Raw genomic sequence first — 26,800 nt, forward strand, 5'->3', positions numbered from 1 at the left:
ATCTCCGGTCCGGTTTGCCGGGCCGGAGACGCAAGGTTTTCCTTTCTTCTCCCCAAGCAATTGAAGAATGTGCTTAACTCCGTCCCGGGGGAGGCTTCGGGACATGATTCTGAGCCGCATTACGAAAGCCATCCGCGAACAGAACTGGTTCGCGGTCGTGCTCGAGTTTGTCATCGTGATTCTTGGCGTCGTGATCGGTTTTCAGGTCACGGCGTGGAATGCCCGGCAGGCCGATCTGCAACGCGGACAACTCTATATCGAGCGGCTGAGCGCGGATCTCGCGGAAAACCGGACCCGTGCGGAAGGCAATATCGCGTTCCGGGCACAGGTGCGGGCGCTCGGGCTGGACGCGCTCGCCTTTGCGTCGGGGGAGCGCCAGCCCGACAGCAGCTGGCAGGTGGTGGCCACCTATTTCAATGCCAGCCAGTCGGGCAGCGCCTATCCGGTGCGCGCAACCTATGAAGAGATGCTCTCCACCGGCGATTTGCGCCTGATCGCCGATCTCGACCTGCGCAACGCGCTCAGCGTCTACTACACGGATAGCGGGATCACCGGGATCACGGATGCCCTGCCGCCCTATCGGGCCTATGTCCGGACGCTGATCCCGATCGAACTGCAGGAGCATATCTGGGACAATTGCTATTCATCCGGGAGCGGCACCGGGAACCAGCAAGTCCTTGACTGCCCGCCGCCCGAAACCTCCCCGCATGACCTGGAGGCGCTTGCCGCACGGCTCCTGAACGATGAAAGGCTCAATGGCGAGTTGCGGTTCTGGGTTTCGACCCAGCGCGCCGCCCTCGTGATCTATGACGATCAGCTGAGGCGAACCCTGAGCCTGCACGCAGCCCTGACTGCGGGCCAGGAGACCGCGCCATGATCCTTGCCCGCCTGACCCGCGCCATCCGGCAGCAGAACTGGTTCGCCGTGGCGATCGAATTCGTCATCGTCATCCTCGGCGTGGTGATCGGTTTCCAGGTCACCGGGTGGGCCGGAGAGATGGCTGATCGTGAAACCGAGGCCCGGCATATCAGAGAGATTGCCGATGATCTGCGGATCGATATCGAGAGTTATGAGGAGCTGATCGACTCTGCGCTCTACCGGATTGCGGGCGTTGACCTGATCTTCGAGGCTGCGGGTCGCGATCCACTTCCCGGCGAGCTCGTGCTGTCTACGTCAACCATGCCCATCCCGGAATTGCCCGTCATTGGCGAGGATCGACGCGCGAATATTCTCGGTCATGTCAATCTTGTGCGGATCAGTGTGGGAAATCGCTCAGGTTATGACAGCCTCATAAATTCCGGCAATATCAATCTGGTACGCGATCACGACATTGCGCGGGAAGTTCAGGCCTATTACAGCAATCATAGTAACTTGCTGGATACACAAGCTCTATTTCGGGAATTCCGGAATGACGGCGCACAAATGGGATATGAGCTGGGCTTGTCCACGTTTGACGCCCTGCCATTCGAAGAGGTCGTCGAACGCATTTCGGAAAGCGAGGCCTACATGGCCTATCTGCGCTCCACCCGCGAATGGGCGATCGTCCACGCCAATGTCGTGATTGACCGGCGCGAGGAAGCCCGCTCCTTGTTGACTGAAATTGAAGATTATCTGGGAGCGGATTCGCCATGATCCTCGCCCGCCTCACCCGCGCCATCCGCGAGCAGAACTGGTTCGCCGTTGTTCTTGAATTCGTCATCGTCATCGCTGGCGTGGTGATCGGCTTTCAGGTCACCGCGTGGAACGCGGACCGCAGTGAACGGGTGCGCGAAGCCGCCTATCTCGAGCGCCTTCACGCCGAGGTCGAGGAACTTGAGAGCCTGCGGGGATGGCGGGTGGCGTCCCGCCAACGGCACGCGGCGAACCTGGTCGAGGTCGCCGACTTTCTGCACGATCGCCGCGACATCACTCCCGGCGAGTGGCATTGCACCGCGATCGGGATGTCGTTCACCGTCACCAATCCGACCGACCGTCTCGGGGTTCTCGACGAACTCCTGTCCGTGGGTGGTTTCGATACGATCCGGTCTCCTGACGTGCGGGAGGCCATAGCGCGCTACATGCTGGCAACCCGGCGCGCGGCAGACGCGAACACCGGGTCCGAGTTCCAGATCGTCATCCTGCACGACCGCTTCCCCGAGCTTTTCGAGGTCGAGACCGTCCGGATCCGGCCCGACGCCGACCTGTTGAGGCCCCAGTTCGAATGCGACTTTGACGCCATGCGGGCCAACACCGAGTTCAGGCATGCCTTCGCGACGAATGCCTTCAGTTTCACGTCCCACAACCGGCAGAACGAACTTGTCAGCGAAGCGCTGCGCCACCTGCATGATGCGGTCGATCAGACTTTGGGTCTGACCGCCGAGGATCATGACACAGGGCAGGAAGACGCCGCATGATCCTCGCCCGCCTCACCCGCGCCGTCCGCGAACAGAACTGGTTCGCCGTCGCGATCGAGTTCGTGATCGTCGTGATTGGCGTGGTGATCGGTTTCCAGATCAGCGCGTGGAATGCGGACCGGCAGATGGCCGTCCGGGACGCCCAGTTGATCAGCCGGCTGACACGGGATCTGGAAGCGATGCGCACCGCCAATGCGGCGACCCTGCCGGATACCGAACGCACCTATAATGGCTGGATCGATCTTTTGCGGGCCCTTGAGGCCTGCGAACCGATCGATACGACCCAGGGCGATGTCCGGTTCGCACTCGCACGCTATCAACGCACTCACGCGGCCCCGATCTATCGGGCTGCGTTCGATGAAATGAGCGCCGCCGGTGCCTTTTCAGCATTGAGAAATGAAGCGCTTCAGGAAGCCATCGCGACCTTTTACGCAACACTCGAACGCGCCACCGTGATCGAGGGGGCCGGCCGTGTCGATCAGCTCGCCACAGCGCGACTTTTCTGGCCGCGCATCGCGTTCTCGATGGAAGAGGACGGTATCCAGTCGGTCGGAAGCGAGGAAGATGACGCGCCGGCTGCAGCCAATACCGTGGCGACGCTGGATGTGGCGGAGCATTGCAGCGATCTGGAATTGCGCGGCGCCGTCTGGGAAATGGCCGACGTCAATCGCGATTTCTACTTCGAAACCCTGCAAACGCTCGAGGAGATCGATGCCATTCTCGCCGCGCTCGAGGAGGAAGCCCGGTGATCCTCTCCCGCATCTCCAAGGCCATCCGTGAACAGAACTGGTTCGCCGTCGCGATCGAATTCGTGATCGTCATCGCCGGTGTGGTGATCGGTTTTCAGGTGACGGCGTGGAATGCGGCGCGCGTCAATCAGGCGCGCGAAACGGCCTATATCGAACGGCTGCGAGACGACTTCGTGGACATCGAGACCACGACGCGGGGCGGCATCGACTCATACACCGAGATGTTCGAGGCCGCGGATCGCATCATGGCCTTCATCGAAAGCGGGGAGGCCGAACCGGCCGACGACGCGGCGTTCCGCAGTGATCTGTCGTCGATCCTGCTGGGCACGATACCGCCACCGCGATCGACCACTTTCCGGGAGATGGAATCGGCCGGTCAGCTGTCGTTGATCTCAGATCCCGAATTGCGCGAAATGCTGATCGAGATCGACGCCCTCCTGGCGCGATACGACCGGGTCTTTGCATTCGTTTTTACCCAGCAGGACCGCTACGGCGAATATCTCAACCGGTATCTGGTTTATCAGGACACGCTCGGCGAGTCCGGCGTGCCCGACGTCCCCGGCGTGTCGCGCTACGATCTGGCCGCGATGCGGGCCGACCCGCACTTCCTGCCCGCCATGTCGACACTGCGCCGGGGTCACGGATTCAACGTGTTCTGGCTCCACTCGGTCCATGCCGAGGTGGCGACATTGCGCGCTGCACTCGATGAACGGATTGCCGAATGATCCTATCCCGCATCAGCCGCGCCCTGCGCGAACAGAACTGGCTCGCCGTGGCGATCGAGTTCCTGATCGTCATTCTCGGTGTGGTGATCGGTTTGCAGATCAGTATCTGGGCGCAGGCGCGCGCGGATGCGGAGCGCGAGACGCTCATGCTGACCCGGCTGCACGGCGAAGCTGAAACCAATGTTCGCTACTTCACTCAGCAGGTCGAGGCCCGGCGGGACAACGATGCGCGTCGGGACGTTCTGATCCAAAGCCTGCTGGCCGGCGATTTCGAGACTGTCGACCCTCGCGCGATGGTTGGCGGAGTATTTTCCGCATCGAACGTGGTGGATCCGACGCCATCGCGAGTCGTTTACGATGAGATCGTCAGCGCTGGACTGACTTCGCGCATAGGCGACGAAACGATGCGGATCGCGCTCGCAGAATACTGGTCAGAAATCGATCGTCTCCGCGCGGACAACGCCTGGCGACGGGAAGAAATCTATGCCTTTCCGCGATCGATTGCGGCGCAGGACGAGTTTATCGAGATCGAGTACGACGCCGAACACCCGCTGCGGCGGCGCTATACGATAGATCCCGAACGGGCGGCGCAGTCCGAGGATTTCATGGACTTCGTCTTTTTCGGGAACACGCGAAGCCGCACGTTGACGATCAGATGGGCGGAGGCGCTCAATCGGGCCATCGCCTTGTGCGAGGAGACGGCGCGGCTGACGGAACAGGCTTGCGAGCCTGCCCCAGAGGGCGCCGAATGATCCCCCCCGCCTCTCCCGCGCCATAAGTGAGCAGAACCGGTTCGCCGTTCCGCTCAAGGGTACAGTTCAGTGGGACGATGCGGGAATCATGCATGCCCGGGCGCAAGAGGATAGCTGACCGGTACAAGGGCTGTACTCAGCCTCTCGATTAATTTGGTGACTCGGTGAACCGCAATGACATAGTAAAACAGTCAGGGGGGACATCATGAAATATTTCATTCTTGTGCTGCTGAGCACGATTCTGACCGGCGCTGCCCATGCGCATCCGGATCACGTCGAGACCGGCATGCAACACGAGGCCGCGGCCATGGCGGCGGCTGCCGCCGACTTCCTCGCAACACTGGACGAGGGTCAGCGCGCCCGCGTGCTGTTCGCCCTGGACGACCGCGAGGCGCGGGAAGGCTGGAGCAATCTGCCGACCTTGAGGGCACCCCGAGTGGGTCTGCAGATCGCGACGCTGAACGCGGAACAGCGCGTCGCGCTGCACGGTTTGCTCGCCCGTTCGCTGTCCAGCGAAGGGTATAGCGACGCGATGCACATCATGTCGCTGGAAAGCCTTGGTCGCGCCAGGATCGAAACCGCCATAGCCGAACGGGGCGAGGACATGCCGGACGAAATGCGGGCGCGGGCGCAAGCCGCGATGGCTGCAGCCAATCCGGAGAATTACTGGATCCGTATCTTCGGCGATCCGGCGTCCGGCACCTGGTCGCTGGTGCTGGATGGCCATCACCTGGCGGTCACTTCGACCGTGGTCGACGGCCGCATCACGTTCGCCCCGGTCTTCCTTGGAAACAATCCGCAGACCATGCCGTCAGGGGTGTTTGCCGGACGGCGCTCCCTGCAGCACGAGCTGGACCGGGTGGCCGATCTGATGGCCTCGCTGGACGAGAGCCAGCTTGCCGAACTTGTCCAGTCGCAGGACCGCAGCGATGCATCAGAGTTCGCCGGTCCTGGCTGGGTACCTGACATGGACGCCGACGCGGTCGGTCTTTCGGCCGCGGATCTTTCCGCGGACCAGATGCTGATGTTGCATGCCGCGATCCGGGAATTCATCGGTGTCGCCACGATGGCGTCGGCCGATGCCCGCCTGGCGCAAATCGAAGCCGGCGGGCTCGAGGCGCTGCACCTCGCGTGGTGGGGCGATCATGACGACCTGTCGGAACCCTTCATGCTGCGCATCAGCGGTCCGTCTCTGCACATCGATTTCGCCCGGGAGGGCCAAAGCGGCGATGCGAACCATTTCCACATCGTGATCCGCGACCCGTCGAACGATTACGGCGAGAACTGGCTGCGGACGCATTATGAAGAAGCGCATGGCGACGAATGATCCTCGCCCGCCTTACCAAAGCCATCCGCACCCAGAACTGGTTCGCCGTCGCACTGGAATTCATAATTGTTGTCTCTGGTGTCTTGCTGGCGTTCCAGATCACGGCCTGGAACACCGAGCGTGCCGAGATCGAGCGCGAGGCCGCATATCTGCACCGATTGGAAGCCGAATTGACGGCCATCACCGATGAACTGGACTCGATGGAAACGGCGATCGATGCCTATTTCAACTGGATAGAGATCTTCTTCGACGGCGTGGCGAATGGAGACCCCGAAAGAGCGCAGGAGGGTTCCTGGGGCCTCAACGCCATCACGAGTGTCGAGATCGTCAACCTGGAACCGGCGGCCTTGCGCGAAATGATCAGTGCCGGCGAACTGACCATCATCCGCAATGACGCACTGCGATCGGCGCTGTCGTCGATCCCCCAGATGCACAGCAATTCGCAGGCGTCCCTGGAACAGATGGCCTCAGACCTGACCCCGATTGCGTTCGAGATTTCCGGCCATTTCGAAGCCCGGCTGGACGATGTCAGGGATATTTCACAAGGGGGCTATGGCACTCAGACCATCCAGTTCGACTTTGACGCGGTCTCCCAGAACGACGAATTGTTGCGGCGGATCAACTATGCGGCCTTGCAGAACCGTTTTCAGGCCGCCCATTTCGTCCGGTATCGTTCCGAAATCGAGTCCATCAGAGAGCAAGTGACCCACGAAATCGAAGCGAGAGGGTTTTGATGATCCTTTCCCGCATTTCCCGCGCTGTGCGCGAGCAGAACTGGTTCGCCGTCGCGATCGAGTTCGTCATCGTCATTCTCGGCGTGGTAATCGGTTTCCAGATCAGCGCCTGGGCATCCGAGCGACAGGCCGCGGCGGCGCGGGAGGCGACGCTCGACCGGCTCCATGACGAAGCCGAGCAGGCGGTGGTCTATCACCGCGACTTCGTCGAGATGCACCAGCGGTTCAATGCCGAACGCACCGAGGCGATCGAACGCCTGATCGCGAACGACTGGGCGGACGCCGATGTGGAAGCCATGACCGAAGGCATCACCAGTATCGGCATTCTGCCGGCCTCCAATCCGCCTCGCACCGTTTATGATGAACTCGTCAGCACGGGCCAGTTCGCCGAAATCGGATCGCCGGCGCTGCGCAATGCGATCAGCAATTACTATTCGAGACTGACCTTCCTGCAGGGCCAGATCGAATACATGCGCAGCGTCTCCGTCGATCCTGTCGACTGGCAGCGTGACGACGTGACGGTCACCTATGCGCCGGGCACGACCCGTGAGCGGCGCTATGAGCTCGATTTGGTATCGCTGTCGAATGACCCGGACTTCATCGAGGGCATGCTGGTGGGCAACAACACCCAGCGCGCCCTGACCGGCTGGACCGAATCGACACTGCACGCGGCTCAGGAAATGTGTGACGCGATCGCGGAGGTGACGGAGCGGCCTTGCGTCACGGAAGGCGAGGAGGCGGAATGATCCTCTCCCGCATCACCAAGGCTGTGCGCGAACAGAACTGGTTCGCCGTCGGTCTGGAATTCGTGATCGTGGTCGCCGGCGTCATGCTGGCCTTCCAGCTCACCAGCCTTTCGCAATCCCGCAGCGCCCGGATCGAAGAGCGGGCGGACCTGTTGCGGCTGCTCTCGGAATCCGAGGGCGCGGTGAACTATGTGGACGCCCGCATGGCCAGCAGTCTGGAGTCCACCCATATGCTCGACCGGTCCATCCGCGCGCTCAATGAGGGCGCGCTGAACGGACTGGACATTGATGATTTCGAGCGTGGCGTCTGGGCCTCCACACGCTTCTCGGCTCTGACGCCGCCCCGCGCCGTCACGGACGAGCTGATTGCCTCGGGACGCATTGGCGCCTTGACCGATGTCGAAGTCCGCGAGGCGGTTTCACGCTATAATCGCAGCCTGGACCGCTACGCCCAGCAGCTGCCCTATTTCAGACAGGTTGCCACTCAACCGGACGATATCGCCGACGGCGCTTTCTCATCGGTCTATCGGCCCGACCTGCCGGAGCGACGCGAGACGCGGGCCGATTTCAACGCCCTGGTGCAGAACGAGGTTTTCGTCCGGGAGATCACCGGCTCCATCTACGGGCAGATCATCTTCCTGCGCTATACCGACCTCGTCCGCCAGGAGGCATTCAACCTGTGCCAGGCTGTCGCCCGGGCCGTCGATCAACCCTGCAACGCCGAGCCCTTCACCCTTGTGATATTCGACACAGACGGAGAGGAGACCGCCGAATGATCCTCGTCCGACTGTCGCGCGCGCTGCGGAGGCAGGACTGGCTGGCGGTCGCGATCGAAGCCGGCATCGTCATGCTGGGCGTTTTTCTGGCGATCCAAGCCAATGCATTCTGGCAGGATGCACAGGCGCGGTCGCGGGAAGCCGGAATTCTTCAACGGTTGACCGAGGATCTGGCCCGTGACCAGCAGTCGGCCGCGGTACTGGCCCGCCTCTATGAACGCCGCGCATCGCAAGCGCGCTTCCTGATCGAAAGCCTCGAGACGCCGTCGCGGGCTTCGGAGGACCCCTGCGGGACTGCGCGCGCCGTATTGTCCACCGGCTTTGTCCGGCGGGCGGAATTCAATTACCTGGCCTATGAGGAGATGAAGGCGGCAGGCGATCTCGATTTTCTCCATGACTGGAATGTCCGGATCGAAATCGACGATTATTATCTGGATGTCGCTCCGGACAGCCTGACCTCGCAGTCGCATCTGTTCCAGGCCAACCTTTTCAACCGGTACGCCACGCAGGCCCTGACCCCGGACCAGATCGACGAATTGTACGGCCGAACAGAGGAGGCGGCCGCATGCGCGTTGAGCGCGGATGACGGCCTCGCCATCATTGATCGCTTGCGGGCCTCCGAGGATGCGACACAGATTCTGCCGGCCCTCTATGCCCAACATCTCAGGCAGGTGCGGCGCCTCGAGGGATATGGCCGGCGGGCGTCGCAGCTACGCGAGCAGCTGCTGGCCCTCCATGCGGGGAATCGCGACGCGGCAGACGCGGAGTCCGCGCCATGATCCTGCAGAACATCACGCGGGCGATCCGCACCCAGAACTGGTTCGCCGTCGCCATCGAGTTCGTGATCGTCATCCTCGGCGTGGTCATCGGTTTCCAGATCACGGCGTGGGCGTCGGACCGGGCCGATGCCGAGCGGCGGGCCGTGGCGCTCGACAGGCTGCACGACGAGATCGAGAATTCGATCAATATCCTGGTCGTGGTGTCCGGCAGATATGAGGAATTGAACGCGGCCAGGACGGAGGTGATCGAGCGCCTGGTCTCGGGCGGCAATCTGGACGGCATCGATACGGGGCTTAACCGGACCGCCGCGATCGCCACGAGTTTCCATCCAGCCTTTTCACCCCCGCAGGGTGTCTATAGCGAAATCATCAGTTCCGGCATGCTGTCCAGCCTGGGGGACGCGGCGTTCCGGGATGCTCTGGGGGACTACCAGGCGAGAATTGTCTTCCTGCAGGGCCAGATCGACAACTCCCGCCTGGTCGCCACAACGCGCGCGGGCCTGACGGATTTTGATTATGTCCGTCTGGAATATGCCCCGGGTACCATGCGCGAAGTCGGGCATGTGATTGACTGGGAGGCCGCCGCAAACGATCCCGAATTCCTGCAATACCTTTTGGCGGGTCACAATCCGATGCGCTCCATGCACCGGTGGTGGGAAGACACGCTGGAAAGTGCACGGGCCGTGTGTGCGGAGACCGGGCGCCTGACCGGGCGGACGTGCGATCCGCCCGACGGACCGGTCTACTAGGCCGTGACAGGGAGCACGACATGATCCTTTCCCGCCTCTCCCGCGCCATCCGCGAGCAGAACTGGTTCGCCGTGGCGATCGAGTTCCTGATCGTCATTCTCGGCGTGGTGATCGGTTTCCAGATCACGGCGTGGAATGCGGAACGGACGGCCCGTGTCCAGGAGGCCGTTATTCTGGCCAATCTGGAAGAGGACTTTCAGACACTGGTCAGCGAGACCGACGACGTCATCGAACGGACCTTCGAGATCGCACGGAATGCCACAGTAGTCGTGGAAGCGATCGATAGCGGTGTGGTTCCGGAAGACCGAGTCGGCCAGTTTGAAGAGGGACTGATCTCACTGGTCTGGGCCGTGCAGCCACCGCAATCTCCGAGCACGTTGCAGGAATTGGTCAGTTCGGGCGGCCTGTCACGCTTGTCGGACGCGGATTTGCGGGCGGCGCTGGCCCGCTTCATGGAACGGTATGAGGCCGTCGACGGCATGGCGAACCTGCTGGTTGAAGCCCGCTTCAACAATGCACAGCGCGCGCCGCTTCCTGTGTCTCTGGAGCCTGGCAGTGTTGCTGATCTGGAACGCGCGCGGGAATCCGGTGCCTTTCTGAACTCCGACAATTATCGCGCGGCCCAGGGTGTGCGCAGCACGCTGGAACACTATGATCTGGAGGCCCTGCAGGCTGATCCTGCCCTGCGCGATATGTTCGTCGCCAGCCGCGACCTCAACAATACCTATCTCAGCTGGTTGGTGGCGTTGCGCGTCCGGGCTCAGGATGTCGTCGACTACCTTGAATCCTCGGGGGACACGCCATGATCCTCTCCCGCATCGCCAAGGCGCTCCGCGAGCAGAACTGGATCGCCGTCGCGATCGAATTCGTCATCGTGATCCTCGGCGTGGTGATCGGTTTCCAGATCACGGCGTGGAATGCGACGCGCAACGCAGTCGCGCTCGAGCAGACCTATCTTGAAAGGCTGCATGACGACATGGTGCGCTCCCGGTCCGTGCTCGAAAACGAAATCGCCCGTTCAAGGGAATGGCATGAGGATGCGAACGCGATACGGGTCGCCCTGTTAACCGGAGATCGCGAGGCCGCCGGCACGGGATGGCAGCTTAACGCCGCGACCCGCCTGGTCGTCGGCTCGCCGCAAATGGGTACGCTCAACGAGCTGATCAGTGGCCGGCAGATGAATCTGATCCGCGATCCCGATCTGCGCCGGCGCATCGCGCAGACGGACGCCGCACTGCGCAGCTATGCCGACTATATCTCGCTGATGAGCAACAACGCTCCCCCCTTCGGATATACGATCCAGACCCGTCTGCAGACAGCGACGGACGACCCCGAAAACGTGACGTTCGATTTTGACGTGCTCGCCGAAGACGAAGAATTCCTCAATGCGCTCGGCCACATGCTGCGTCTCAGTTCGGTCAATCGCTACTGGCTCGAGGGCATGCTGGCCGAAGTGAATGAGCTGGAGGCTGCCCTCGCCGAAGTGCTCGATATCGAGCCCGCCCCATGATCCTTTCCCGCATCAGCCGCGCCCTGCGCGAACAGAACTGGCTCGCCGTCGCGATCGAGTTCGTGATCGTCATTCTCGGTGTGGTGATCGGTTTCCAGATCAGTGCGTGGAATGCGGAGCGAGAGGCGGCTGCACGGGTCGATCTCGCTCTGGTCCGGCTGCAGGCAGAAACCGAAGAGACGATCCGGACGCTGCGCAGCCGGATAGCAATGAATGCCGAACGCCAGGCCGACCAGACACTGATGGTTCATGTCGCCATGTCGGGCGAATTGCTGCCGGACGACACCGAAACCTTCGAGCGCGCCGTGGCTCAACTGATGTATTTCTCCCGGCCGCCCGTGCAGCAAAGCACCTATCTGGCTCTGGAACAGTCCGGCGATCTGGCGCTGATCACCGACCGAGAGCTTGTTGCCGAGCTTAACCGCTATCGCGGTCGACTTGAGTGGATCGAAAGCCAGCACAACGGTTTCCGGAGCGGGCTGACGGAATTCACCGACAGGCTGAGCGAATTTGTATTTCATGAACCGAGCGACGAGCCGACCGTGACGCATGTCAGGGTCGATCTGGATCGCCTTGCCGCAGAGCCTCGCTATCAGAGCGCGCTGGTCCAGATCGCGCGGATGCACGCCATCTTCGCAATGTATGTCGTGGCGCTTGAGGCTCACACAGTCGAACTTTGTCACAGACTGGCCGAGGAAACGGGGCGGGCGTGTCGGGACGGTCCGGAATGATCCTCTCCCGCATCTCGAAGGCCATCCGCGAACAGAACTGGTTCGCCGTCGCGATCGAGTTCCTGATCGTGATCCTCGGCGTGGTGATCGGTTTTCAGGTCACGGCGTGGAACGCACAGCGCATGGCCAACGACCGGGCCGAGGTGCTGACCGCGCGCCTGATCGAGGACATGCAGGCCGAGCAGTGGCGCGTCATCGGGGTCACCACCTATTACGAACAGGTCGCCGACAACGCCCAGCGTGCGCTCGACACGCTGGAGGGCCGGCGCGAGACCGATGACCGCACCCTGGTGGTCGAGGCCTTCCGGGCCACGCAGATTTTCAGCTTTCCGGTCATCCGCACGACCTATGAGGAACTGGTCTCCACCGGGACGATCAATCTGATCGCCGACGACGCGCTGATCGCCGGAGCCATCGAATATTACGAGACGGGGCAGGACGAGATCAGCTTTCAGAATCCCGATCGCCCCTACCGCTATGCCTTCTTCGCCCTCGCCGAGCGCGACCTTTATGACGCGCTGGCGGATGTTTGTGCGGAGCCGCGCACCCTGACGATCGGCGACTATGACGCGCTGCCCGGCCTGCTCCTGTCACCGTGCGAGATCGAGGGGCATGACGAGGCCTTCGCCCGGATCGCGCAGCGCCTGCGCACGAGCGACACGATAAGGCCGCTGCTGCGCCAGCGCACGGTCGAAGCGTCAATCGAGAGCCGGTCCCAGGCCTATTGGCTGGACCTGTTCAGGCGGATCCTGCCGCCGGCATCAGAATGAGTTCAACCCGGGGGGAGTGATATGAACCAGACCGCACGCGGGGAACGCTTCTTCTTTTTCTACAGCCTTGTCTTGTTTGCGATCGTCGTGACGGGATTTCCGCTGCACGCCATTGTGAATGCGGACCACCTGCCACCGATGCGTCCGCTGCTGCACGTCCATGCGCTTCTCATGGGATTCTGGTTTGCGCTGATTGTCCTGCAGACGGGGCTGATCGGGCGCGGCCAGTACGCGCTGCACAAGACGCTCGGCGCAACGAGCCTCGTGCTCGTCGCCGCGATGCTGCCGTCCGGGATCTTTGTCTCCTACGAGAACATGCTGCGGACCGGCTCGCCGCAAATCCTCTACGTGAATACGCTCAACGCGACATTCTTCGCCCTCTACTATCTGATGGCGCTGAACTGGCGGAATACGCCGGCTTTGCACAAGCGCTTCATGATGCTGGCGAGCCTGTCGCTGATGTTTCCAGCGCTGGCGCGCGTCGGCTACGTGCTGGACCTCAATCCGTTTGCCGTCCTTCCGATGTGGCTGGTGCTGCTCTTCGCCCTGCCGGCCTATGACCTGATCCGGGAGCGGAAGATCAAACGGGCCACGGCCGTGGGCCTGATCCTGACGGTCGTCTATCTCGGCATCGCCATCTCCATCGGGCCGCCGCCCGAGTGATGCGGAGCATTCCGCTCGAGGAATCGCGGCGCTAGTCTCGGGCCATACCCTTGGCCGAAGGATCCGGCGTGCCGCAATCTGCCCCCCGCCCGCTCATCATCGACTGCGATCCCGGCGTGGACGATTGCATGGCGTTGTTCTTGGCGTCGGCGTCCCCCGAATTCGATCTGATGGCGGTCTGTACGGTCGCAGGCAATGTCCGGGTCGAGACCTGTACCGCCAATGCGCTCGGCGCGCTGGCGCTCGCCGGCCGGGGCGATGTGCCTGTCTTTGCCGGATGCCAGAAGCCGCTGTCGGTCGAGCCGGTCTTCGCCGATCACATCCACGGCGAGAGCGGCCTGGGCCGCGCCATCCTGCCCCCGCCGCAGCGGGGTGCGGAGCCGATCGACGCGGTCAGCTGGCTGATCGAGACGCTGCGTTCGGCGGAAGCACCAATCACGCTCGCCATCACAGGCCCGGCGACCAATCTGGCGACGGCCCTGAGCCGGGCGCCGGACATCGCGGCGGGCATCGCCGAAATCGTCATCATGGGCGGGGCAGATATCGAGGGCGGCAATATCACGCCGCATGCCGAGTTCAATTTCTACGCCGACCCCCACGCTGCGCAGATCGTGCTGGCATGCGGCCGGCCCATCACCGTGATCGGGCTCGACACGACGCTGCAATTGCGCTGCACGCCCGCGCGGATGGACCGGCTGAAAGCCATCGGCTCACCGGTCGCGCACGCGGGTTGGGACATGATGGAGCACGTCAACGCCATCTATGGCGAGGTCTACGGCGCGGAGGGGGCGGCGCTGCACGACCCCTGCGTGATCCTCTACCTGCTTCACCCGGACCTCTTCACAGCCGAACCGGCGCGTATCGCCGCGCTGACGGAAGGCGAGATGCGCGGGCACAGTTCGGTGACGCGGGGCGGTCCGGACGCCAATGCGGTGTGGACGACCGGGATCGACGCGGAAGCCGGCTTCGACCTTCTGCTGGAGAGGATCGCCCGCCTATGAGCGCGCCCCGCATCACCGTGGCCGGATCGGTCAATCTCGACCTCGTCGCGCGCTGCGACCACCTGCCGGTGGCGGGTGAAACCGTGCTGGGCGGCGTGTTCGCGCAGCATCCGGGCGGCAAGGGTGCGAACCAGGCCCTCGCCGCACGGCGGCTGGGTGCCGAGGTCGAGATGCTCGCCTGTGTCGGCAGCGATGCGAATGCGGAAGCGGCGCTGTCGCTCTTGCAGGCGGACGGGGTCGGTCTGGCAGGCTGTCATTCCCTGACCGGTGCAGCAACCGGCGTCGCTTTGATCGCGGTCAGCGATGGCGGAGAGAACCAGATCGTCGTCGCGCCGGGGGCGAATGCGGCCTTCACCCCGGAGCTGTTGCCGGACATCATCGTCGGCGCGCTGATCGCGCAGCTGGAAGTCCCGATCGACACGGTGTGCGAAGCGGCGTCGCGATGCACCGGCTTCGTTGCCCTCAACCTCGCACCGGCCGCGGAGGTGCCGGGCGAATTGCTGCAGCGGGCGGATCTGATCGTCGTCAATGAAGGGGAAGCCGCCTTCTACGGCTTCGACCGGTTGAAAGCGTCGGGCGGTCTGCTGGCCGTCACGCTCGGGGCGGCCGGTGCGGTGCTCTGTCGCGATGGCGACGAGGTAGCACATGCGGCTCCGCCCAGGGTGAAGGTCGTGGACACCACCGGGGCGGGCGACACCTTCGTCGCCGCGCTGACCGTCGCCTTGCTCGAGGGGCGGACAGACGCTGACGCCCTGACCTTCGCCTGCGCGGCCAGTGCCTTGTCGGTGACACGCGAGGGCGCGCAGCCCAGCCTGCCGCGGCGCAAGGATGTTGACGCCCTGATCGCGGCAGGAAACACAGGCGCATGACCAACGCGATCGCACATCTCGACCTCAAGGATTTCACGAGCGGCGACACAGCCCGCCGGGCGGGCTTCGTCCGTCAGCTCATGGACGGGCTCAAACGCCACGGCTTCATCACGCTGGAAGGTCACGGAGTCGACACGGATCTGCTCGAGGCCAGCTATCGCAAATCGGCGGACTTTTTCGCACTGCCGGACGCCGAGAAGCGGCGCCATGCCGGCGCGCTGCGCGGCTACACGCCCTTCGGTGTGGAACACGCCAAGGACCAGGACGTGCCGGACCTGAAGGAGTTCTGGCAAATCGGGCATGAAGCGCGTCCGGGCGAGACGGTCGAGCATCCCAATGTCTGGCCGGAAGCTCCGGACGGGTTCCGCGACACGTTCGAGACCCTGTTCGACCGGCTGTTCGACACAGGCCGCGAACTCCTGAAAGCGATCGCGATCGGGATCGACCTGCCGGAAGACTGGTTCGAGGACCGGGTGAAGGGCGGTACGTCGCTCTTGCGCCTGTTGCACTACCCGCCCATCCCGGCGGGGGCCGATCCGCGCTCGATCCGCGCCGCCGCGCATGAGGACATCAATCTGATCACGCTGCTGGTCGCGGCGGAGGGGTCGGGTCTGGAATTGCTCGACCGGGACGGGCAGTGGAAGCCGGTCGAGAATGAACGCGGCCATCTGGTGGTCGATACCGGGGACATGATGGCGCGGCTGACCGGCGGGGTGATCCCGGCGACGACGCACCGCGTGGTCAATCCCTCGGGACCGAATGTCAGCCGCTATTCGATGCCCTTCTTCCTGCAGCCGAAGTCCGACGTGGTGCTGGAATGCGTTCCGTCCTGCCTCGAAGCCGGCCGGCCCGAAGCGCCGGTCACGGCGGGCGAATTCCTCAACGAACGTCTGAGAGCAATCGGCCTGCCGGCGAGCTAGGTGGCCGCGGCGGACTTCACCGCGTCATATTCCCATCCCTCGCCGAGCCGGCCCGTGGCATAGCCCAGGGCGCGCTCGCGCAAGCGAGCGACACCGACGCCATACCGGTCTGTGTCGGTGCGTTCGAGCATCGCAAGCACGATTTGCAGGCGGGACGCGACCTCGACATGACCCGCGCCATCTCGTGCAATCGCGAGAAAGGCGTCTTCCAGCGCCTCGCCGATATCGAGCGGTTCGGCGGTCAGCCCGTCCGCCGGGTCGGCCGGATCGCACTCAGCGCGCAGACATGTCCATTTCTCGAACAAGCGTGCCTGTGCCGCGAGAACGGAAATGGCGGTGCCAGGGTCGTTGACGGCGGGCGAGAGTGCGCGCGACGCGATCTCCGACAGGGCCACCAGTCCGAAACGCGGGTCCTCGGCGAAAGTCCGCTCCGTCGACACGACGAAGGCCTCCCGGATGCAGTCCGCGACTTCCTCCGTCAGACCGGTTGCGCAGGCCAGCGGCCGGCCCGCCCCGACGAAATGTCCCGGCCGGGCCAGAATGTGGATCCTGATGTCGTGCTTCGCGATCAGCCCTGCGAGACGATGAGAGTCCACCGACTGGACATAGCCGGTACATCCAGCCTCGACGGTTTCCGCATTCGCCGGCGGATCCGCGGCGTTACGCCCCCCAAGGCCGGGATTGCGGACATCGCTGCGGATCGCCTCGCAGGCCGCGCGTTCGATCGCAAGGATGGCTTCTTCCACGCCGCCAAACCCCGACAGGCGCTGGATCCAGCGGATCAGCGCGTAGATCACGACCCCGACGAGGATGAGGGTCAGCGCGAACAGGACGGGCAGATCGGCCTCGGAATAGAGCCCCGACGACAGGCCGATCAGGGCGAGCAGGCTGAAGAGGAAGGCGCCGATGAAGGTCGAGACCGCAGTCTGGGCGGTCCGGTCCTCCGTCATCAGGGGCCGGGCGCGCGGCGTTGCCGCCTGGGCGGCGGCCTGAAAGGCGGAAAACATCGTGGCCAGTGCGAAGATCGCGACCGCCAGAAGGCTGGAAGCGAGGATTTCGAGGGTCTGCTCGACTGCCCCGTCATTGATCCACCCCACCCAGTCGTCCGGAATGAAGAGGGCGACGATGGGAGTGAGGCCGATCGTGAAGACCGACGCCAGCGCATAGAGCGCGGGCCGGAACCAGATCGACCGGACCACTTGCTTCAGAAGGAATAAATTCATCGAACCCCGTCCTCGCCGCAAACGCGTTCGAATCGCGCCTGCGGGGTGTGAACGGCTCAACGGCGATCTCGTTCCGCCTGGCTTGCCGTGCTAGGCGGTAACCGCAGGGGAGGGACAGGCGTGAGCAAACCGTCCGAGTCGCGCGTGCTGTCGCTGCCGGTGACAATCGGCCTGGCGGCGCTGGCCATTGCGGCCTTCGCCGGCAATTCCCTGCTGACGCGCGCGGCCCTGTCCGGCGAGCTGATCGGACCGGGCGCGTTCGGCACGATCCGGCTGGCCAGCGGCGCCGCCGCGCTGATGGCTTTCGGGCTTCTGTCCCGCCGGGATATCCGGCCCCGGCATGGCGACTTGCCCGGGGCGGCCGCGCTGGCGGTCTATACCGGCTTCTTTTCCTTCGCCTATGTCGCGCTCGATGCGGCGAGCGGCGCGCTGATCCTGTTCGCCGCCGTCGGTGCGACCGTCACAATCGCTTCGCTACGCCATGGCGTGCGCCCGGTGGAAATTGGCGGCCTGTTGCTCGCCTTCGGGGGTCTGGTCTGGCTGCTCCTGCCCGGGGCGGAAGCGGCACCGCTCGGGGCCGCAGCACTCATGGTCGTCGCGGGCATCGCCTGGGGGGTCTACACGCTGCTCGGACGGTCCGGCGGCGAGCCGGTCGGGCGGACAGCGCGCAATTTCTGGCTCGCCTGGCCCTTCCTGCTGCCGGCGATGATGCTTGCCGGCTTCGACGACGTGACGCGGGACGGCATCGTGATTGCCATCATCTGCGGCGTGATCACGTCGGCGGCGGGCTATTCGGTCTGGTATCTGTGCCTGCCGCGCCTGCCGGTGGTCGCATCGGGCAGCGTTCAACTGGCGACACCTGCGGCTGCGGCGCTCGGCGGGAGCCTGCTGCTCGGCGAACCGGCGGGATGGCGGCTGGCCGGGGCCAGCGCGCTCATCCTTGCCGGGATTGCCCTGACGCTGCTGAAACGGCGTCAGGCCGGTTCGATCACACCAAAGGCGTAGAGCTTGTTCAGCGTCTCCTGCGCTTCGCCGCCTTCGAGCATGGAGAAGCTTTCAAGCGAGATCACCTTGCCGTCCAGCATGTCCTGGATAGCGGGTTCGGCCGCCAGCTTGAACGTCAGTTCGCCGCCCGCCGTGATCAGGACGAGGGCTTCCTTCTCCGCATTTTCAGCGAGACGCCACGGCGCGAGCGCACGGAGCCGGAATTTCGCACCAGGCTGCATCGGGGCGGCCCGGCCGACGATTGCGCCGGCCGAATCGGGCTGACGCGAACGGATGAAGGTGTCGGTGAACAGATCCATCGCGCTGTCGAGTTCGAGCTCCTTGCCGAGCACGGCGACGAGGTCCTTGAAATGCGCGGTGGCCTTCGTGCGGTCAAAATCGTCGCGTGCGAAGCCCGGCGGCAGCGAGCGGCGGAAGCCGGGATGGTCGAGCGCAACCTCGGAAACCGCCTCGAGCATGAGGTCGGCCCAGGTCTTCACGATCAGACCGCAGGTGATGTGCAGCGAGTCGCCCTCGCCCGCCGTCGATGCATCATGCACTAGCCCCCGCGGGACATAGGCGCATTCGCCGGCCTTCAGCACGAAGCTCTCGACCGGATCGCCGATCTCGTGCGCGCCGGACTGGAAGCCCTCGCCGCGATACGGATTCTCGATCGGCGTGTTGTAGAGACGCCAATGCTTCTCGCCTTCGACCTGCAGCACGAAGACGTCGTGATCGTCGTAATGTGTGCGGAAGCCCTGCGAGTTCGGCGGCGTCAGATAGATGTTGGTCTGGACGTGACAGGACAGCACCGATTCCAGCGCGCGGCAGAAATCCTTCAGCTTCGCGTCCATCTGGTGCAATTGCGGCAGGATCAGCGTGGCGCCATCGCGATAAAGATCGGAGATCGCACCACGGTCCGCGCCGCCGCCGGGGAACAGGAATTGGTCGCGGTGAACCGGGGGTTCGGCGCGCGCCATGTCGACCTGTGCCCCGTCGAGATCGATCGAGGCGAGCATCTCATCGATCCGGGCGATCGAGAGCAGATCCTTGTAGCGGTTCGGTTCGTCCCGACGAACGATCAGGGCTTTCGCCTCGTGATAGTTGGCGAAGAAATCGTCCCGGTCCGTCGGTCCGATCACATAGTCCAGCGGGTTCGCCCGCCAGGGCGCATTCTTCATGGTCGTCCGTCTCCCCCGAAAACCATACAGATTGTAAGGATAATCGTCGTTTGATATGTTGTCAGGCGGCGATTCAGCATCGTGAATCACCCCGGTCTCAAGCTAGTCCGCCGCGCGAGCCCGGCAAAGGCCAACGCGGCGGACATTTCCCGATGTCATGCGGTCAGCAGCGACGGCCACGCCCGACCGGGTCGGCATAGGTGCCGGTGTCGCTGTCGGTATAGCTGCGGCGGCCGCCACGTCCGTTCCCGACTGGATCGGCATAGGTGCCGGTGTCGCTGTCTGTAATGCCGGAATTGCCACCGCGGCCACGTCCGCCGCGTCCGTTGCCGACGGGGTCGGCATAGGCACCGGTATCTCTATCGGTGATGCCGGAATTGCCGCCGCGTCCGCGCGTTCCGCGGCCGTTGCCGACCGGATCGGCATAGGCACCCGTATCATTGTCGGTGATCCCGGAACTGCCGCCGCCACGCCCGCCGCCAACAGGATCGTAGGGATCGCTGTCGGTCACGCCCGAGCGGTATCCGCTGCCCCGGCCGTATCCCGCAGCATCGGCATAGGCCCCGGCGTCCGAATCGGTGATGCCGGTGTAGTAGCCCGTTGTCGCGCAACCGCTGACGGCACCCGCCGCTCCGGTTGCGATTGCCACGCCGCCGGCACGGGTCAGGAATGAACGGCGGCTAAGCTTGCCCTTCTTGGCCATGATTGGCCTCCTTGTCGCTGCGAACCACAGGAAAACGGCGCCCCGCAGTGAGGCGCCGTCTTCGTTTCTTTAGTGGTCGGTTCCGCGGCCATAACCCGCGGCGTCGGCATTGCGGCCGGAGTCGCCATCGGTGAGGCCGGTATAGCCCCGGCGCGGCCCGCGGCCATTGCCGCCAGGATCGCCCCAGCTGCCGGAATCGGAGTCCGTGTAGCCGGTGCGGCGGCTGCCGCCACGACCGTTGCCGACCGGATCCGACGGATCGCTGTCGGTGATGCCGGATGTACGTCCACCACGGCCATTGCCGACCGGATCGCTCGGGTCGCTGTCGGTCACACCCGAGCGGCGGGTGCCGCGGCCATAACCCGCGCGGTCAGCACCGCCACCGGAGTCGGAATCGGTCACACCGGTGCGGCCATAGCCGACGCGGTCGGCATTGCGGCCGGTATCGCTGTCGGTACGCCCGGTATAATTCTGTGCGCTGGCTGCGCCCGTGATCGTCGCCGCCGCACCTGTCGCGACAGCCGTTCCGGCCACCCGGGTGAGGAATGAGCGGCGGCTGATCTTGCCCTTTTTCGCCATGACTGAACTGTCCCTGTCTGATGAACCGGCACATGACCGGCTCCCCCGCGACTTCAGCGTAGGTCGGGCGCGCCGGTCCGGTCAATTCGGGACCGCCATTTTCCGTGATTTTTCGGTGATTTACCGCGAACGGTTCGCAACAACGTGCGCGAATGATTGTCGTTCTTATTAATTCCGCGGAAATTGCCACTCAGAGCGGAATGAGCGGGCGGTTTCGCGCCCGGAGCTCGGCATGCATCCGGAAACGAAAACGGGAGGCGGCCATGGGCCACCTCCCGTCAAACCGTCTGGACCGTTGTCCGGTCTAGCCGCGGCCACGGCCCGCGGGGTCGCCGCAAGAGCCGGAGTCGCTGTCGGTGTAGCCGGTATTGCCGCGGCCATATCCGGACGCGTCAGCGCAGTTGTTGCTGTCTGCGTCGGTGTAGCCCGTGTAGGCCGTGCCGTGATTGACCATATCGTTCGGATCGGAGTCCGTACGGCCGGTACGGCCATTGCCCGCCGGATCGGACGGATCGCTGTCGGTGCGGCCGGAACGCTGAATCGTTGCCGCGCCGGCCACCGATGCGATCGCACCGGTCGCCGCGACCCCGCCCGCAACGCGGGTCAGGAACGAACGACGGCTGATTTTACCTTTTTTCGCCATGATACTCCCCCTGCAAACCTTAATAGAGATCGGGTCCCTAGCGCCGCCAAGAGAAAGATGCCGAGCAAAATGGTCAAGAATTATTCGTGAGAGTGCGACTTGCTCGCAATATTTGTTCAGGCTTTCAACTTAAAGCCGTAGCTGCCACCGCTTTACTTGCGACCGCCTCTCAATAGCGCTGCGCTGGAGTGATTGCGGCGCGGTCGTGCTGGCGGTCTATGATGAGCAGATGACAGGCGCGATTCGAATACTGGGAATCGATCCGGGATTGCGGCGCACCGGCTGGGGCGTGATCCGGGTGGAAGGCACACGCCTGTCCTGCATTGCGCACGGTGTTATCGCACCGTCGGCAACCGCCGCCCTGTCCGACCGGCTGCTGGCCGTGATGTCCGGCGTTGAAGCGGTGATCGCCGAACACGCGCCCGACGAGGCTGCGGCGGAAGAAACCTTCATGGCCGAGAATGCGATGAGCGCCTTGAAGCTCGGCCATGCGCGCGCGGCGGCCATGCTGGCGCCGGCCCGCGCCGGCCTGCCGGTCGCCGAATACGCGGCGCGGCTGGTCAAGAAGTCGGTCGTCGGGACCGGGGCCGCGGACAAGACCCAGATCGCGGCGATGATCAAGGTTCTGCTGCCGGGAACCGGGGCCAAGGCGGATGCCGCCGACGCGCTGGCCGTGGCCATCTGTCACGCGCACCATCGCGGCGCGCGCAAACTCTCGGGAGCGGCGTAAGCCATGTTCGCGAAACTCAAGGGCAATGTCGATGCGATCGGCGAGAGCGATGCCGTGATCGACGTTGGCGGTGTCGGCTATCTCGTCGGCATGGGCGGGCGGTCGCTGGCGCGGCTTGAACCCGGTCAGGCCGTGGAGATTCATATCGAGACGCAGGTGCGCGAAGACCTGATCCGGCTCTGGGGCTTCCTGTCCGAACGCGAACGCGCCTGGTTCCAGCACCTTCAACAGATCCAGGGTGTCGGTTCGAAAGCGGCTATCGCCGTACTCGATGCGCTCGGGGCTGCCGATCTCGAAAGCGCGGCGATCCTGGGCGACTCCTCGGCCTTCGCCCGCGCCAAGGGCGTCGGGCCGAAGCTGGCCCAGCGCCTCGCCGCGGAACTGAAGGACAAACCGCCGCCCCGCGGGCGCAGCTATGCCGCCGACTTCAAGGCGATGGACGAGGCGATGAAATCCGCGCCGCGCGCCGCCGCGCAGGCGGGCGAGGACGGCGGCCATGGCGGCGCGCGCGAGGACGCGGTCTCGGCGCTCCTAAATCTCGGTTATGGCGAGAGCGAGGCGCGCAAGGGCGTCGCCGCCGCGGGCCGCGCGCTCGGCTCTGACGCGAAGGAAGGCGATTTGATCCGCGCGGCTCTGAAGGAACTGGCCCGATGAAGAAATTCGCTTTTTTTCTTGCATTGATGCTGGCGCCGCCGGCCTTCGCCGATGAACCGGTCGAGCTCACCTTCATCGCGAATGAGGGGGTCATCATCCGGCATGGCGACCGGGCGGTTGCGATCGATACACCGGCTTCGAACTCCTACGACGAGACGTTTGCCCTGCCGTCGGCGGAAATGCTGGACGCGATGACGACCGGTGGCGATCCCGTCGGCGAACTCGACGCAATCCTGTTCACGCATATCCACGGGGACCACTTTGATGCCCCGGACGCGGCAGCGATTCTCCTGGAAAATCCTGGCCGCCCTTACCTTCTCGCGGCTGATCAGGTCGTCGATGCGTTCATTGAGGCCGGCGGCGATGATGACCATGCATTGCGACCACGGACTGTCGATGGGAGCTGCGAAACCGTCGATCAGTCAGAATGCCGATACACGCTCACCATGCCCGTTCCTCACTCAAATCGGATCGCGCTCGATATCGACGCCCGCCCACTCTTCCACCGCGAGGAGATCGAGCACTGGACCTACCGGGTCGAGATGGGCGGGGTATCGATCCTGCATCTGGGTGATACGCAGCCGCAGCAGGCAGACTTTTCGATCTGGGACGGTGTGACATTCGACGTCATCCTCTACCCCTACTGGTTCCTGCAGATGCCCGAGGGCGTGGCGTTTCTCGAAGCGCATCGCGAGGCCCGAGCGATCGCCTTTCACATTCCCGCCGCCGCGACCGACGCGGAAATCGTGGAGGCGCTGAACGGTGCGGAGTATCTTCACACCGAGGGCGAAACCCGCATCCTGAGCGAATGACCGAAGACCGCCCCATCTCCGCCGAGGCCCAGCCGGACGACGCGCGCGACAAGGCGCTGCGGCCGCTGAGCTTTGCCGAATTCGTCGGCCAGCCGGCGGCGATCTCGAATCTGAAAGTCTTCGTCGAAGCGGCGCGGCGGCGGGAAGAGGCGCTCGATCATGTTCTCTTGTCCGGTCCGCCGGGCCTCGGGAAGACGACGCTGGCGCAGATCGTGGCGCGCGAGCTGGGTGTCGGCTTCCGTGCCACCTCCGGCCCGGTGATTGCGCGGGCGGGCGATCTCGCCGCCATATTGACCAATCTCGAGCCGCGCGACGTGCTGTTCATCGACGAGATCCACCGGCTCGCCCCGGCGGTAGAGGAAATCCTCTATCCCGCGATGGAGGATTTCTGCCTCGACCTCGTCATTGGCGAAGGTCCGGCAGCGCGCACGGTGCGGATCGATTTGCCGCCCTTCACCCTGGTCGGCGCGACGACGCGGGCGGGGCTTCTGGCCACGCCGCTGCGCGACCGGTTCGGTGTGCCGGTGCGGCTCGAATTCTACGATGTGAAGGAGTTGACCGGCATCGTGTCGCGCGCCGCACGTCGCATGGGCTCGGAGGCGACCGAGGACGGGGCGGCGGAGATCGCCAAACGCGCCCGCGGCACGCCGCGCGTCGCCGGGCGGCTGCTGCGCCGGGTGCGGGATTTCGCCGAGGCGGACGGGTCGGAGATCATCGATGCGGACGTCGCGGACAAGGCGCTCAAACGTCTCGAAGTCGATGCGATCGGGCTCGACAGTCTCGACCGCCGCTATCTCAATGCGTTGATCCATCACTTCTCCGGCGGGCCGGTCGGAATGGACACGATGGCCGCAGCCCTCGCCGAAGCGCGCGATGCGCTCGAAGACGTGGTCGAACCTTTCCTGATCCAGCAGGGCTTCATCCAGCGCACGCCGCGCGGGCGCACTGCCACGGCGCGGGCCTACGCCCATCTGGGGCTCGACGCGCCGAAGACGCTTCAGAGCGGGTTGTTCGGGAAATGAGCCAAGCCCAACCCACCTGCGGCGCCTGGGATGCCGACAAAATCCACCGCCTTCCGGTGCGCGTCTATTACGAGGACACGGATTTCTCCGGCATCGTCTATCACGCGCGCTATCTGCATTTCTTCGAGCGCGGGCGGACGGAGAGTTTGCGCGCGCTCGGCATCCACCACAGCGAACTGATCGCCAGCGACGACCCGATCGCCTTCGCGGTGCGGTCGATGCAGATCGACTGGATCGCGCCGGCCAAGGTGGATGATGCGCTGATCGTGGAAACGCTCTACCGTCCCAATCGCGGCCCGCGCCTGATCATGGGGCAGGCGATCAGGCGCGGCGAACAGACGCTGTGTACAGCCGAGCTGGAGGCCGTGATCATCGACCCGGCGGGCCGCCCGAAACGCCCGCCGAAATTCATGATCGAGGCGTGGACGCCTGTCCTGACATTGCCTTCCGACTGATTCCGGCTTTGCCGACTCCCTCAAATCGCCGCAATCGGCCTGTCTTTCCGGGGTCGGCTCGAGGCTTGCATCAGGCGGGCGAAATCACGGCACTGGGGTGGTGTCTGGAATCGCCGGGTTAACCCTTTTGCGGTCAAAAGCCTGAGGCCGTATTCGAAAGCCGCGTTGAAACGAGGGGAATGGGCATGGAAGCCACGATGATCGAACTCGCGCCCGCCGCGCAAGAATTCGGATTTCTGGAGTTGTTCCTGCGTGCCGACTGGGTCGTGAAAGCCGTCATGGGCGTTCTGATCATCATGTCGGTCGCCAGCTGGGCGGTCGCCATCGACAAGTGGCTTTCGCTGCGTGCCGCACGGGGCAAGGCCAAGCATTTCGAGGAAAGCTTCTGGTCCGGCCGATCGATCGACTCGCTGGCCGACGAATTTGCCCGCAAACCCCGCGATCCGTTCAGCCGCGTTTTCGCCGCCGCGCTGCGCGAATGGAAGGGTGTCCGCTCCGGCGAGCGGGTCGCCAAGGCCGCCGGGGCGGAAGCCTCGCGCGAACTCAACCGCATGGAGGGCGGTCTCGGCCTTCTTGCCACCATCTCGTCGGCCGCCCCGTTCGTGGGCCTGTTCGGCACGGTGTGGGGCATCATGAATGCCTTCCGCTCCATCGCCGCCTCGCAGAACACCAATCTCGCCGTGGTCGCGCCAGGTATCGCGGAAGCGCTGTTCGCGACCGCGCTCGGCCTCCTGGCCGCCATCCCGGCGGTGGTCTTCTACAATGCGCTGTCGGCCAATCTGGCGGGCTATGCCGCACGGCTCGAAGCCTTCGGTGACGAATTGTCCGCCCTCGCCGACCGCGACGAGGGCTAGGTCATGGCCGGAAGCATCAGCAAAGGCGGGGGAAACCGCCGCTGGAAGCCGCAGGCTGAGATCAATGTCACGCCCTTTGTGGACGTGATGCTCGTTCTGCTGATCGTCTTCATGATCACCGCGCCGCTCCTGACGGTCGGCGTGGCGGTCGACCTGCCGGAAACCGAGGCCCGGGCCATGCCCGCGAACGAGGAGCCGCTGACCATCACGATCGGCGCGGACGGCGTGATCTATCTGCAGGAGACGGTGGTCGAACTGGACACGCTGGTGCCGCGGCTGCAGGCGATCGCCGGGGCTGGCTATGAAAGCCGCGTCTTCATCCGCGCCGACGAGAATGCCGACTACGGCTCGGTGATGCGCGTCATGGGCCGCATCAGCGCCGCCGGCTACGGCAATCTCGGCCTCATCACCGACCCGATATCCCAAGGGGAGTAGGGTTGCGCCGCGCGCTCATCATATCCCTGGCGCTGCATGGCGCCCTGATCGTCAGCGGTCTGATCTATTTCCCGATGGCGGTGCAACCGTATTCGTCGGGACAGATCGTGCCGGTCGATCTGGTGACGCTTTCGGACATCACCAATGTTCGCGCCCGGTCGCCGGATCCGGTCGATGAAACCCCGCCTCCCGCAGAGGAAACGCCCGTCGAGACACCGGTCCAGCAACCGGCCGAGGACACGCCGCCCCCTGCTCCCGCCGAGAGCGAACCGGAAGCGGTGACGCCAGATCCGACCGAGGCCGCGCCGGAAGCCGCCGAGCCGGAGGCCGA

The 26,800-nt window shown here is 64.3% G+C and carries 34 protein-coding genes; 29 read left to right on the forward strand and 5 right to left on the reverse strand.

The window, feature by feature from the left end; all coding sequences use genetic code 11:
- The first annotated feature begins 103 nt into the window (after nucleotides 1–103).
- The 20 genes from L5876_RS08480 to L5876_RS08575 all read left to right on the forward strand — a co-directional run bounded on the left by L5876_RS08480 (nucleotide 104) and on the right by L5876_RS08575 (nucleotide 16,194).
- Nucleotides 104–877 carry a hypothetical protein gene (locus L5876_RS08480; protein WP_236955802.1) on the forward strand — a complete coding sequence of 258 codons (774 nt, stop codon included), beginning with the start codon at nucleotides 104–106 and terminating at the stop codon, nucleotides 875–877.
- Nucleotides 874–1,632: a hypothetical protein gene (locus L5876_RS08485; RefSeq protein ID WP_236955803.1), complete on the forward strand. Its 759-nt coding sequence runs from the start codon at nucleotides 874–876 to the stop codon at nucleotides 1,630–1,632. The genes L5876_RS08480 and L5876_RS08485 overlap by 4 nt, the downstream gene beginning before the upstream one ends.
- Complete coding sequence (locus tag L5876_RS08490) at nucleotides 1,629–2,393, forward strand: hypothetical protein (protein ID WP_236955804.1); 765 nt, start codon at nucleotides 1,629–1,631, stop codon at nucleotides 2,391–2,393. Before L5876_RS08485 ends, L5876_RS08490 begins: the two co-directional genes overlap by 4 nt.
- Nucleotides 2,390–3,142, forward strand: a complete 753-nt coding sequence (locus tag L5876_RS08495) for a hypothetical protein (protein ID WP_236955805.1) — start codon at nucleotides 2,390–2,392, stop codon at nucleotides 3,140–3,142. Before L5876_RS08490 ends, L5876_RS08495 begins: the two co-directional genes overlap by 4 nt.
- Nucleotides 3,139–3,867, forward strand: coding sequence for a hypothetical protein (locus L5876_RS08500; protein ID WP_236955807.1), 729 nt, complete (start codon nucleotides 3,139–3,141; stop codon nucleotides 3,865–3,867). Before L5876_RS08495 ends, L5876_RS08500 begins: the two co-directional genes overlap by 4 nt.
- 47 nt (nucleotides 3,868–3,914) lie before the next feature.
- The gene (locus L5876_RS08505; protein ID WP_236955809.1) at nucleotides 3,915–4,619 is read left to right on the forward strand and encodes a hypothetical protein; all 705 of its coding nucleotides are present in this window, start codon (nucleotides 3,915–3,917) and stop codon (nucleotides 4,617–4,619) included.
- A 205-nt stretch (nucleotides 4,620–4,824) separates the two neighbouring features.
- A complete protein-coding gene (locus tag L5876_RS08510) occupies nucleotides 4,825–5,946 on the forward strand; it encodes a DUF3500 domain-containing protein (RefSeq protein ID WP_236955810.1) in 1,122 nt (373 codons plus the stop codon).
- The gene (locus L5876_RS08515) at nucleotides 5,943–6,680 is read left to right on the forward strand and encodes a hypothetical protein (protein WP_236955811.1); all 738 of its coding nucleotides are present in this window, start codon (nucleotides 5,943–5,945) and stop codon (nucleotides 6,678–6,680) included. Before L5876_RS08510 ends, L5876_RS08515 begins: the two co-directional genes overlap by 4 nt.
- Entirely contained in the window at nucleotides 6,680–7,426 is a 747-nt protein-coding gene (locus tag L5876_RS08520) for a hypothetical protein (RefSeq protein ID WP_236955813.1), read from the forward strand. The genes L5876_RS08515 and L5876_RS08520 overlap by 1 nt, the downstream gene beginning before the upstream one ends.
- Complete coding sequence (locus tag L5876_RS08525) at nucleotides 7,423–8,202, forward strand: hypothetical protein (protein ID WP_236955814.1); 780 nt, start codon at nucleotides 7,423–7,425, stop codon at nucleotides 8,200–8,202. The genes L5876_RS08520 and L5876_RS08525 overlap by 4 nt, the downstream gene beginning before the upstream one ends.
- The gene (locus L5876_RS08530) at nucleotides 8,199–8,981 is read left to right on the forward strand and encodes a hypothetical protein (RefSeq protein ID WP_236955815.1); all 783 of its coding nucleotides are present in this window, start codon (nucleotides 8,199–8,201) and stop codon (nucleotides 8,979–8,981) included. Before L5876_RS08525 ends, L5876_RS08530 begins: the two co-directional genes overlap by 4 nt.
- On the forward strand, nucleotides 8,978–9,730 hold the full coding sequence (locus L5876_RS08535) for a DUF6090 family protein (RefSeq protein WP_236955816.1): 753 nt from the start codon (nucleotides 8,978–8,980) through the stop codon (nucleotides 9,728–9,730). The genes L5876_RS08530 and L5876_RS08535 overlap by 4 nt, the downstream gene beginning before the upstream one ends.
- A 20-nt stretch (nucleotides 9,731–9,750) precedes the next feature.
- Complete coding sequence (locus tag L5876_RS08540) at nucleotides 9,751–10,536, forward strand: hypothetical protein (protein WP_236955817.1); 786 nt, start codon at nucleotides 9,751–9,753, stop codon at nucleotides 10,534–10,536.
- On the forward strand, nucleotides 10,533–11,240 hold the full coding sequence (locus L5876_RS08545) for a hypothetical protein (protein ID WP_236955818.1): 708 nt from the start codon (nucleotides 10,533–10,535) through the stop codon (nucleotides 11,238–11,240). Before L5876_RS08540 ends, L5876_RS08545 begins: the two co-directional genes overlap by 4 nt.
- The gene (locus L5876_RS08550) at nucleotides 11,237–11,971 is read left to right on the forward strand and encodes a hypothetical protein (protein WP_236955819.1); all 735 of its coding nucleotides are present in this window, start codon (nucleotides 11,237–11,239) and stop codon (nucleotides 11,969–11,971) included. Before L5876_RS08545 ends, L5876_RS08550 begins: the two co-directional genes overlap by 4 nt.
- Nucleotides 11,968–12,741, forward strand: coding sequence for a hypothetical protein (locus L5876_RS08555; RefSeq protein WP_236955820.1), 774 nt, complete (start codon nucleotides 11,968–11,970; stop codon nucleotides 12,739–12,741). The genes L5876_RS08550 and L5876_RS08555 overlap by 4 nt, the downstream gene beginning before the upstream one ends.
- 21 nt (nucleotides 12,742–12,762) lie before the next feature.
- Nucleotides 12,763–13,404, forward strand: a complete 642-nt coding sequence (locus L5876_RS08560) for a hypothetical protein (protein WP_236955822.1) — start codon at nucleotides 12,763–12,765, stop codon at nucleotides 13,402–13,404.
- A 68-nt stretch (nucleotides 13,405–13,472) separates the two neighbouring features.
- A complete protein-coding gene (locus L5876_RS08565) occupies nucleotides 13,473–14,405 on the forward strand; it encodes a nucleoside hydrolase (protein ID WP_336886689.1) in 933 nt (310 codons plus the stop codon).
- Nucleotides 14,402–15,274 (forward strand): ribokinase, encoded by an 873-nt coding sequence (locus L5876_RS08570; RefSeq protein WP_236955824.1) that lies wholly within the window; start codon nucleotides 14,402–14,404, stop codon nucleotides 15,272–15,274. Before L5876_RS08565 ends, L5876_RS08570 begins: the two co-directional genes overlap by 4 nt.
- Nucleotides 15,271–16,194 (forward strand): isopenicillin N synthase family oxygenase, encoded by a 924-nt coding sequence (locus L5876_RS08575; RefSeq protein ID WP_236955825.1) that lies wholly within the window; start codon nucleotides 15,271–15,273, stop codon nucleotides 16,192–16,194. Before L5876_RS08570 ends, L5876_RS08575 begins: the two co-directional genes overlap by 4 nt.
- Here L5876_RS08575 and L5876_RS08580 read toward each other — a convergent pair.
- A complete protein-coding gene (locus L5876_RS08580; RefSeq protein ID WP_236955826.1) occupies nucleotides 16,191–17,417 on the reverse strand; it encodes a DUF2254 domain-containing protein in 1,227 nt (408 codons plus the stop codon). The two genes, L5876_RS08575 and L5876_RS08580, sit on opposite strands and share 4 nt — an antisense overlap.
- A 120-nt stretch (nucleotides 17,418–17,537) precedes the next feature.
- Here L5876_RS08580 and L5876_RS14815 point away from each other — a divergent pair, with 120 nt between their 5' ends.
- Complete coding sequence (locus L5876_RS14815) at nucleotides 17,538–18,422, forward strand: DMT family transporter (protein ID WP_236955827.1); 885 nt, start codon at nucleotides 17,538–17,540, stop codon at nucleotides 18,420–18,422.
- On the opposite strand, the gene L5876_RS08590 is transcribed toward L5876_RS14815, so the two are convergent.
- The 4 genes from L5876_RS08590 to L5876_RS08605 form a co-directional block, all read right to left on the reverse strand.
- The gene (locus L5876_RS08590) at nucleotides 18,392–19,582 is read right to left on the reverse strand and encodes a cupin domain-containing protein (RefSeq protein WP_236955828.1); all 1,191 of its coding nucleotides are present in this window, start codon (nucleotides 19,580–19,582) and stop codon (nucleotides 18,392–18,394) included. The two genes, L5876_RS14815 and L5876_RS08590, sit on opposite strands and share 31 nt — an antisense overlap.
- A 163-nt stretch (nucleotides 19,583–19,745) precedes the next feature.
- The gene (locus L5876_RS08595) at nucleotides 19,746–20,285 is read right to left on the reverse strand and encodes a hypothetical protein (protein ID WP_236955829.1); all 540 of its coding nucleotides are present in this window, start codon (nucleotides 20,283–20,285) and stop codon (nucleotides 19,746–19,748) included.
- A gap of 69 nt (nucleotides 20,286–20,354) precedes the next feature.
- Nucleotides 20,355–20,864, reverse strand: a complete 510-nt coding sequence (locus L5876_RS08600; protein WP_236955830.1) for a hypothetical protein — start codon at nucleotides 20,862–20,864, stop codon at nucleotides 20,355–20,357.
- A gap of 304 nt (nucleotides 20,865–21,168) precedes the next feature.
- Nucleotides 21,169–21,507: a hypothetical protein gene (locus L5876_RS08605; protein ID WP_236955832.1), complete on the reverse strand. Its 339-nt coding sequence runs from the start codon at nucleotides 21,505–21,507 to the stop codon at nucleotides 21,169–21,171.
- A gap of 229 nt (nucleotides 21,508–21,736) precedes the next feature.
- Between L5876_RS08605 and ruvC the strand changes: the two genes are divergently transcribed.
- The 8 genes from ruvC to L5876_RS08645 all read left to right on the forward strand — a co-directional run.
- The gene (gene ruvC / locus L5876_RS08610) at nucleotides 21,737–22,237 is read left to right on the forward strand and encodes a crossover junction endodeoxyribonuclease RuvC (protein WP_236955834.1); all 501 of its coding nucleotides are present in this window, start codon (nucleotides 21,737–21,739) and stop codon (nucleotides 22,235–22,237) included.
- Between the two features lie 3 nt (nucleotides 22,238–22,240).
- The gene (gene ruvA, locus L5876_RS08615) at nucleotides 22,241–22,891 is read left to right on the forward strand and encodes a Holliday junction branch migration protein RuvA (protein ID WP_236955836.1); all 651 of its coding nucleotides are present in this window, start codon (nucleotides 22,241–22,243) and stop codon (nucleotides 22,889–22,891) included.
- On the forward strand, nucleotides 22,888–23,703 hold the full coding sequence (locus tag L5876_RS08620; RefSeq protein WP_236955838.1) for an MBL fold metallo-hydrolase: 816 nt from the start codon (nucleotides 22,888–22,890) through the stop codon (nucleotides 23,701–23,703). Before ruvA ends, L5876_RS08620 begins: the two co-directional genes overlap by 4 nt.
- Nucleotides 23,700–24,725 carry a Holliday junction branch migration DNA helicase RuvB gene (ruvB, locus tag L5876_RS08625; RefSeq protein ID WP_236955841.1) on the forward strand — a complete coding sequence of 342 codons (1,026 nt, stop codon included), beginning with the start codon at nucleotides 23,700–23,702 and terminating at the stop codon, nucleotides 24,723–24,725. Before L5876_RS08620 ends, ruvB begins: the two co-directional genes overlap by 4 nt.
- A complete protein-coding gene (gene ybgC, locus L5876_RS08630; protein ID WP_236955843.1) occupies nucleotides 24,722–25,180 on the forward strand; it encodes a tol-pal system-associated acyl-CoA thioesterase in 459 nt (152 codons plus the stop codon). Before ruvB ends, ybgC begins: the two co-directional genes overlap by 4 nt.
- A gap of 185 nt (nucleotides 25,181–25,365) precedes the next feature.
- A complete protein-coding gene (gene tolQ, locus L5876_RS08635; protein ID WP_236955845.1) occupies nucleotides 25,366–26,034 on the forward strand; it encodes a protein TolQ in 669 nt (222 codons plus the stop codon).
- 3 nt (nucleotides 26,035–26,037) lie between these two features.
- The gene (locus L5876_RS08640) at nucleotides 26,038–26,469 is read left to right on the forward strand and encodes a biopolymer transporter ExbD (protein ID WP_236955847.1); all 432 of its coding nucleotides are present in this window, start codon (nucleotides 26,038–26,040) and stop codon (nucleotides 26,467–26,469) included.
- Nucleotides 26,470–26,471: 2 nt separating this feature from the next.
- Nucleotides 26,472–26,800, forward strand: a 329-nt coding sequence (locus tag L5876_RS08645; protein WP_272906924.1) for a cell envelope integrity protein TolA, incomplete at its 3' end; no start/stop codon positions are given.

The sequence above is a fragment of the Hyphobacterium sp. SN044 genome, assembly GCF_021864465.1.
Lineage (GTDB): Bacteria > Pseudomonadota > Alphaproteobacteria > Caulobacterales > Maricaulaceae > Hyphobacterium.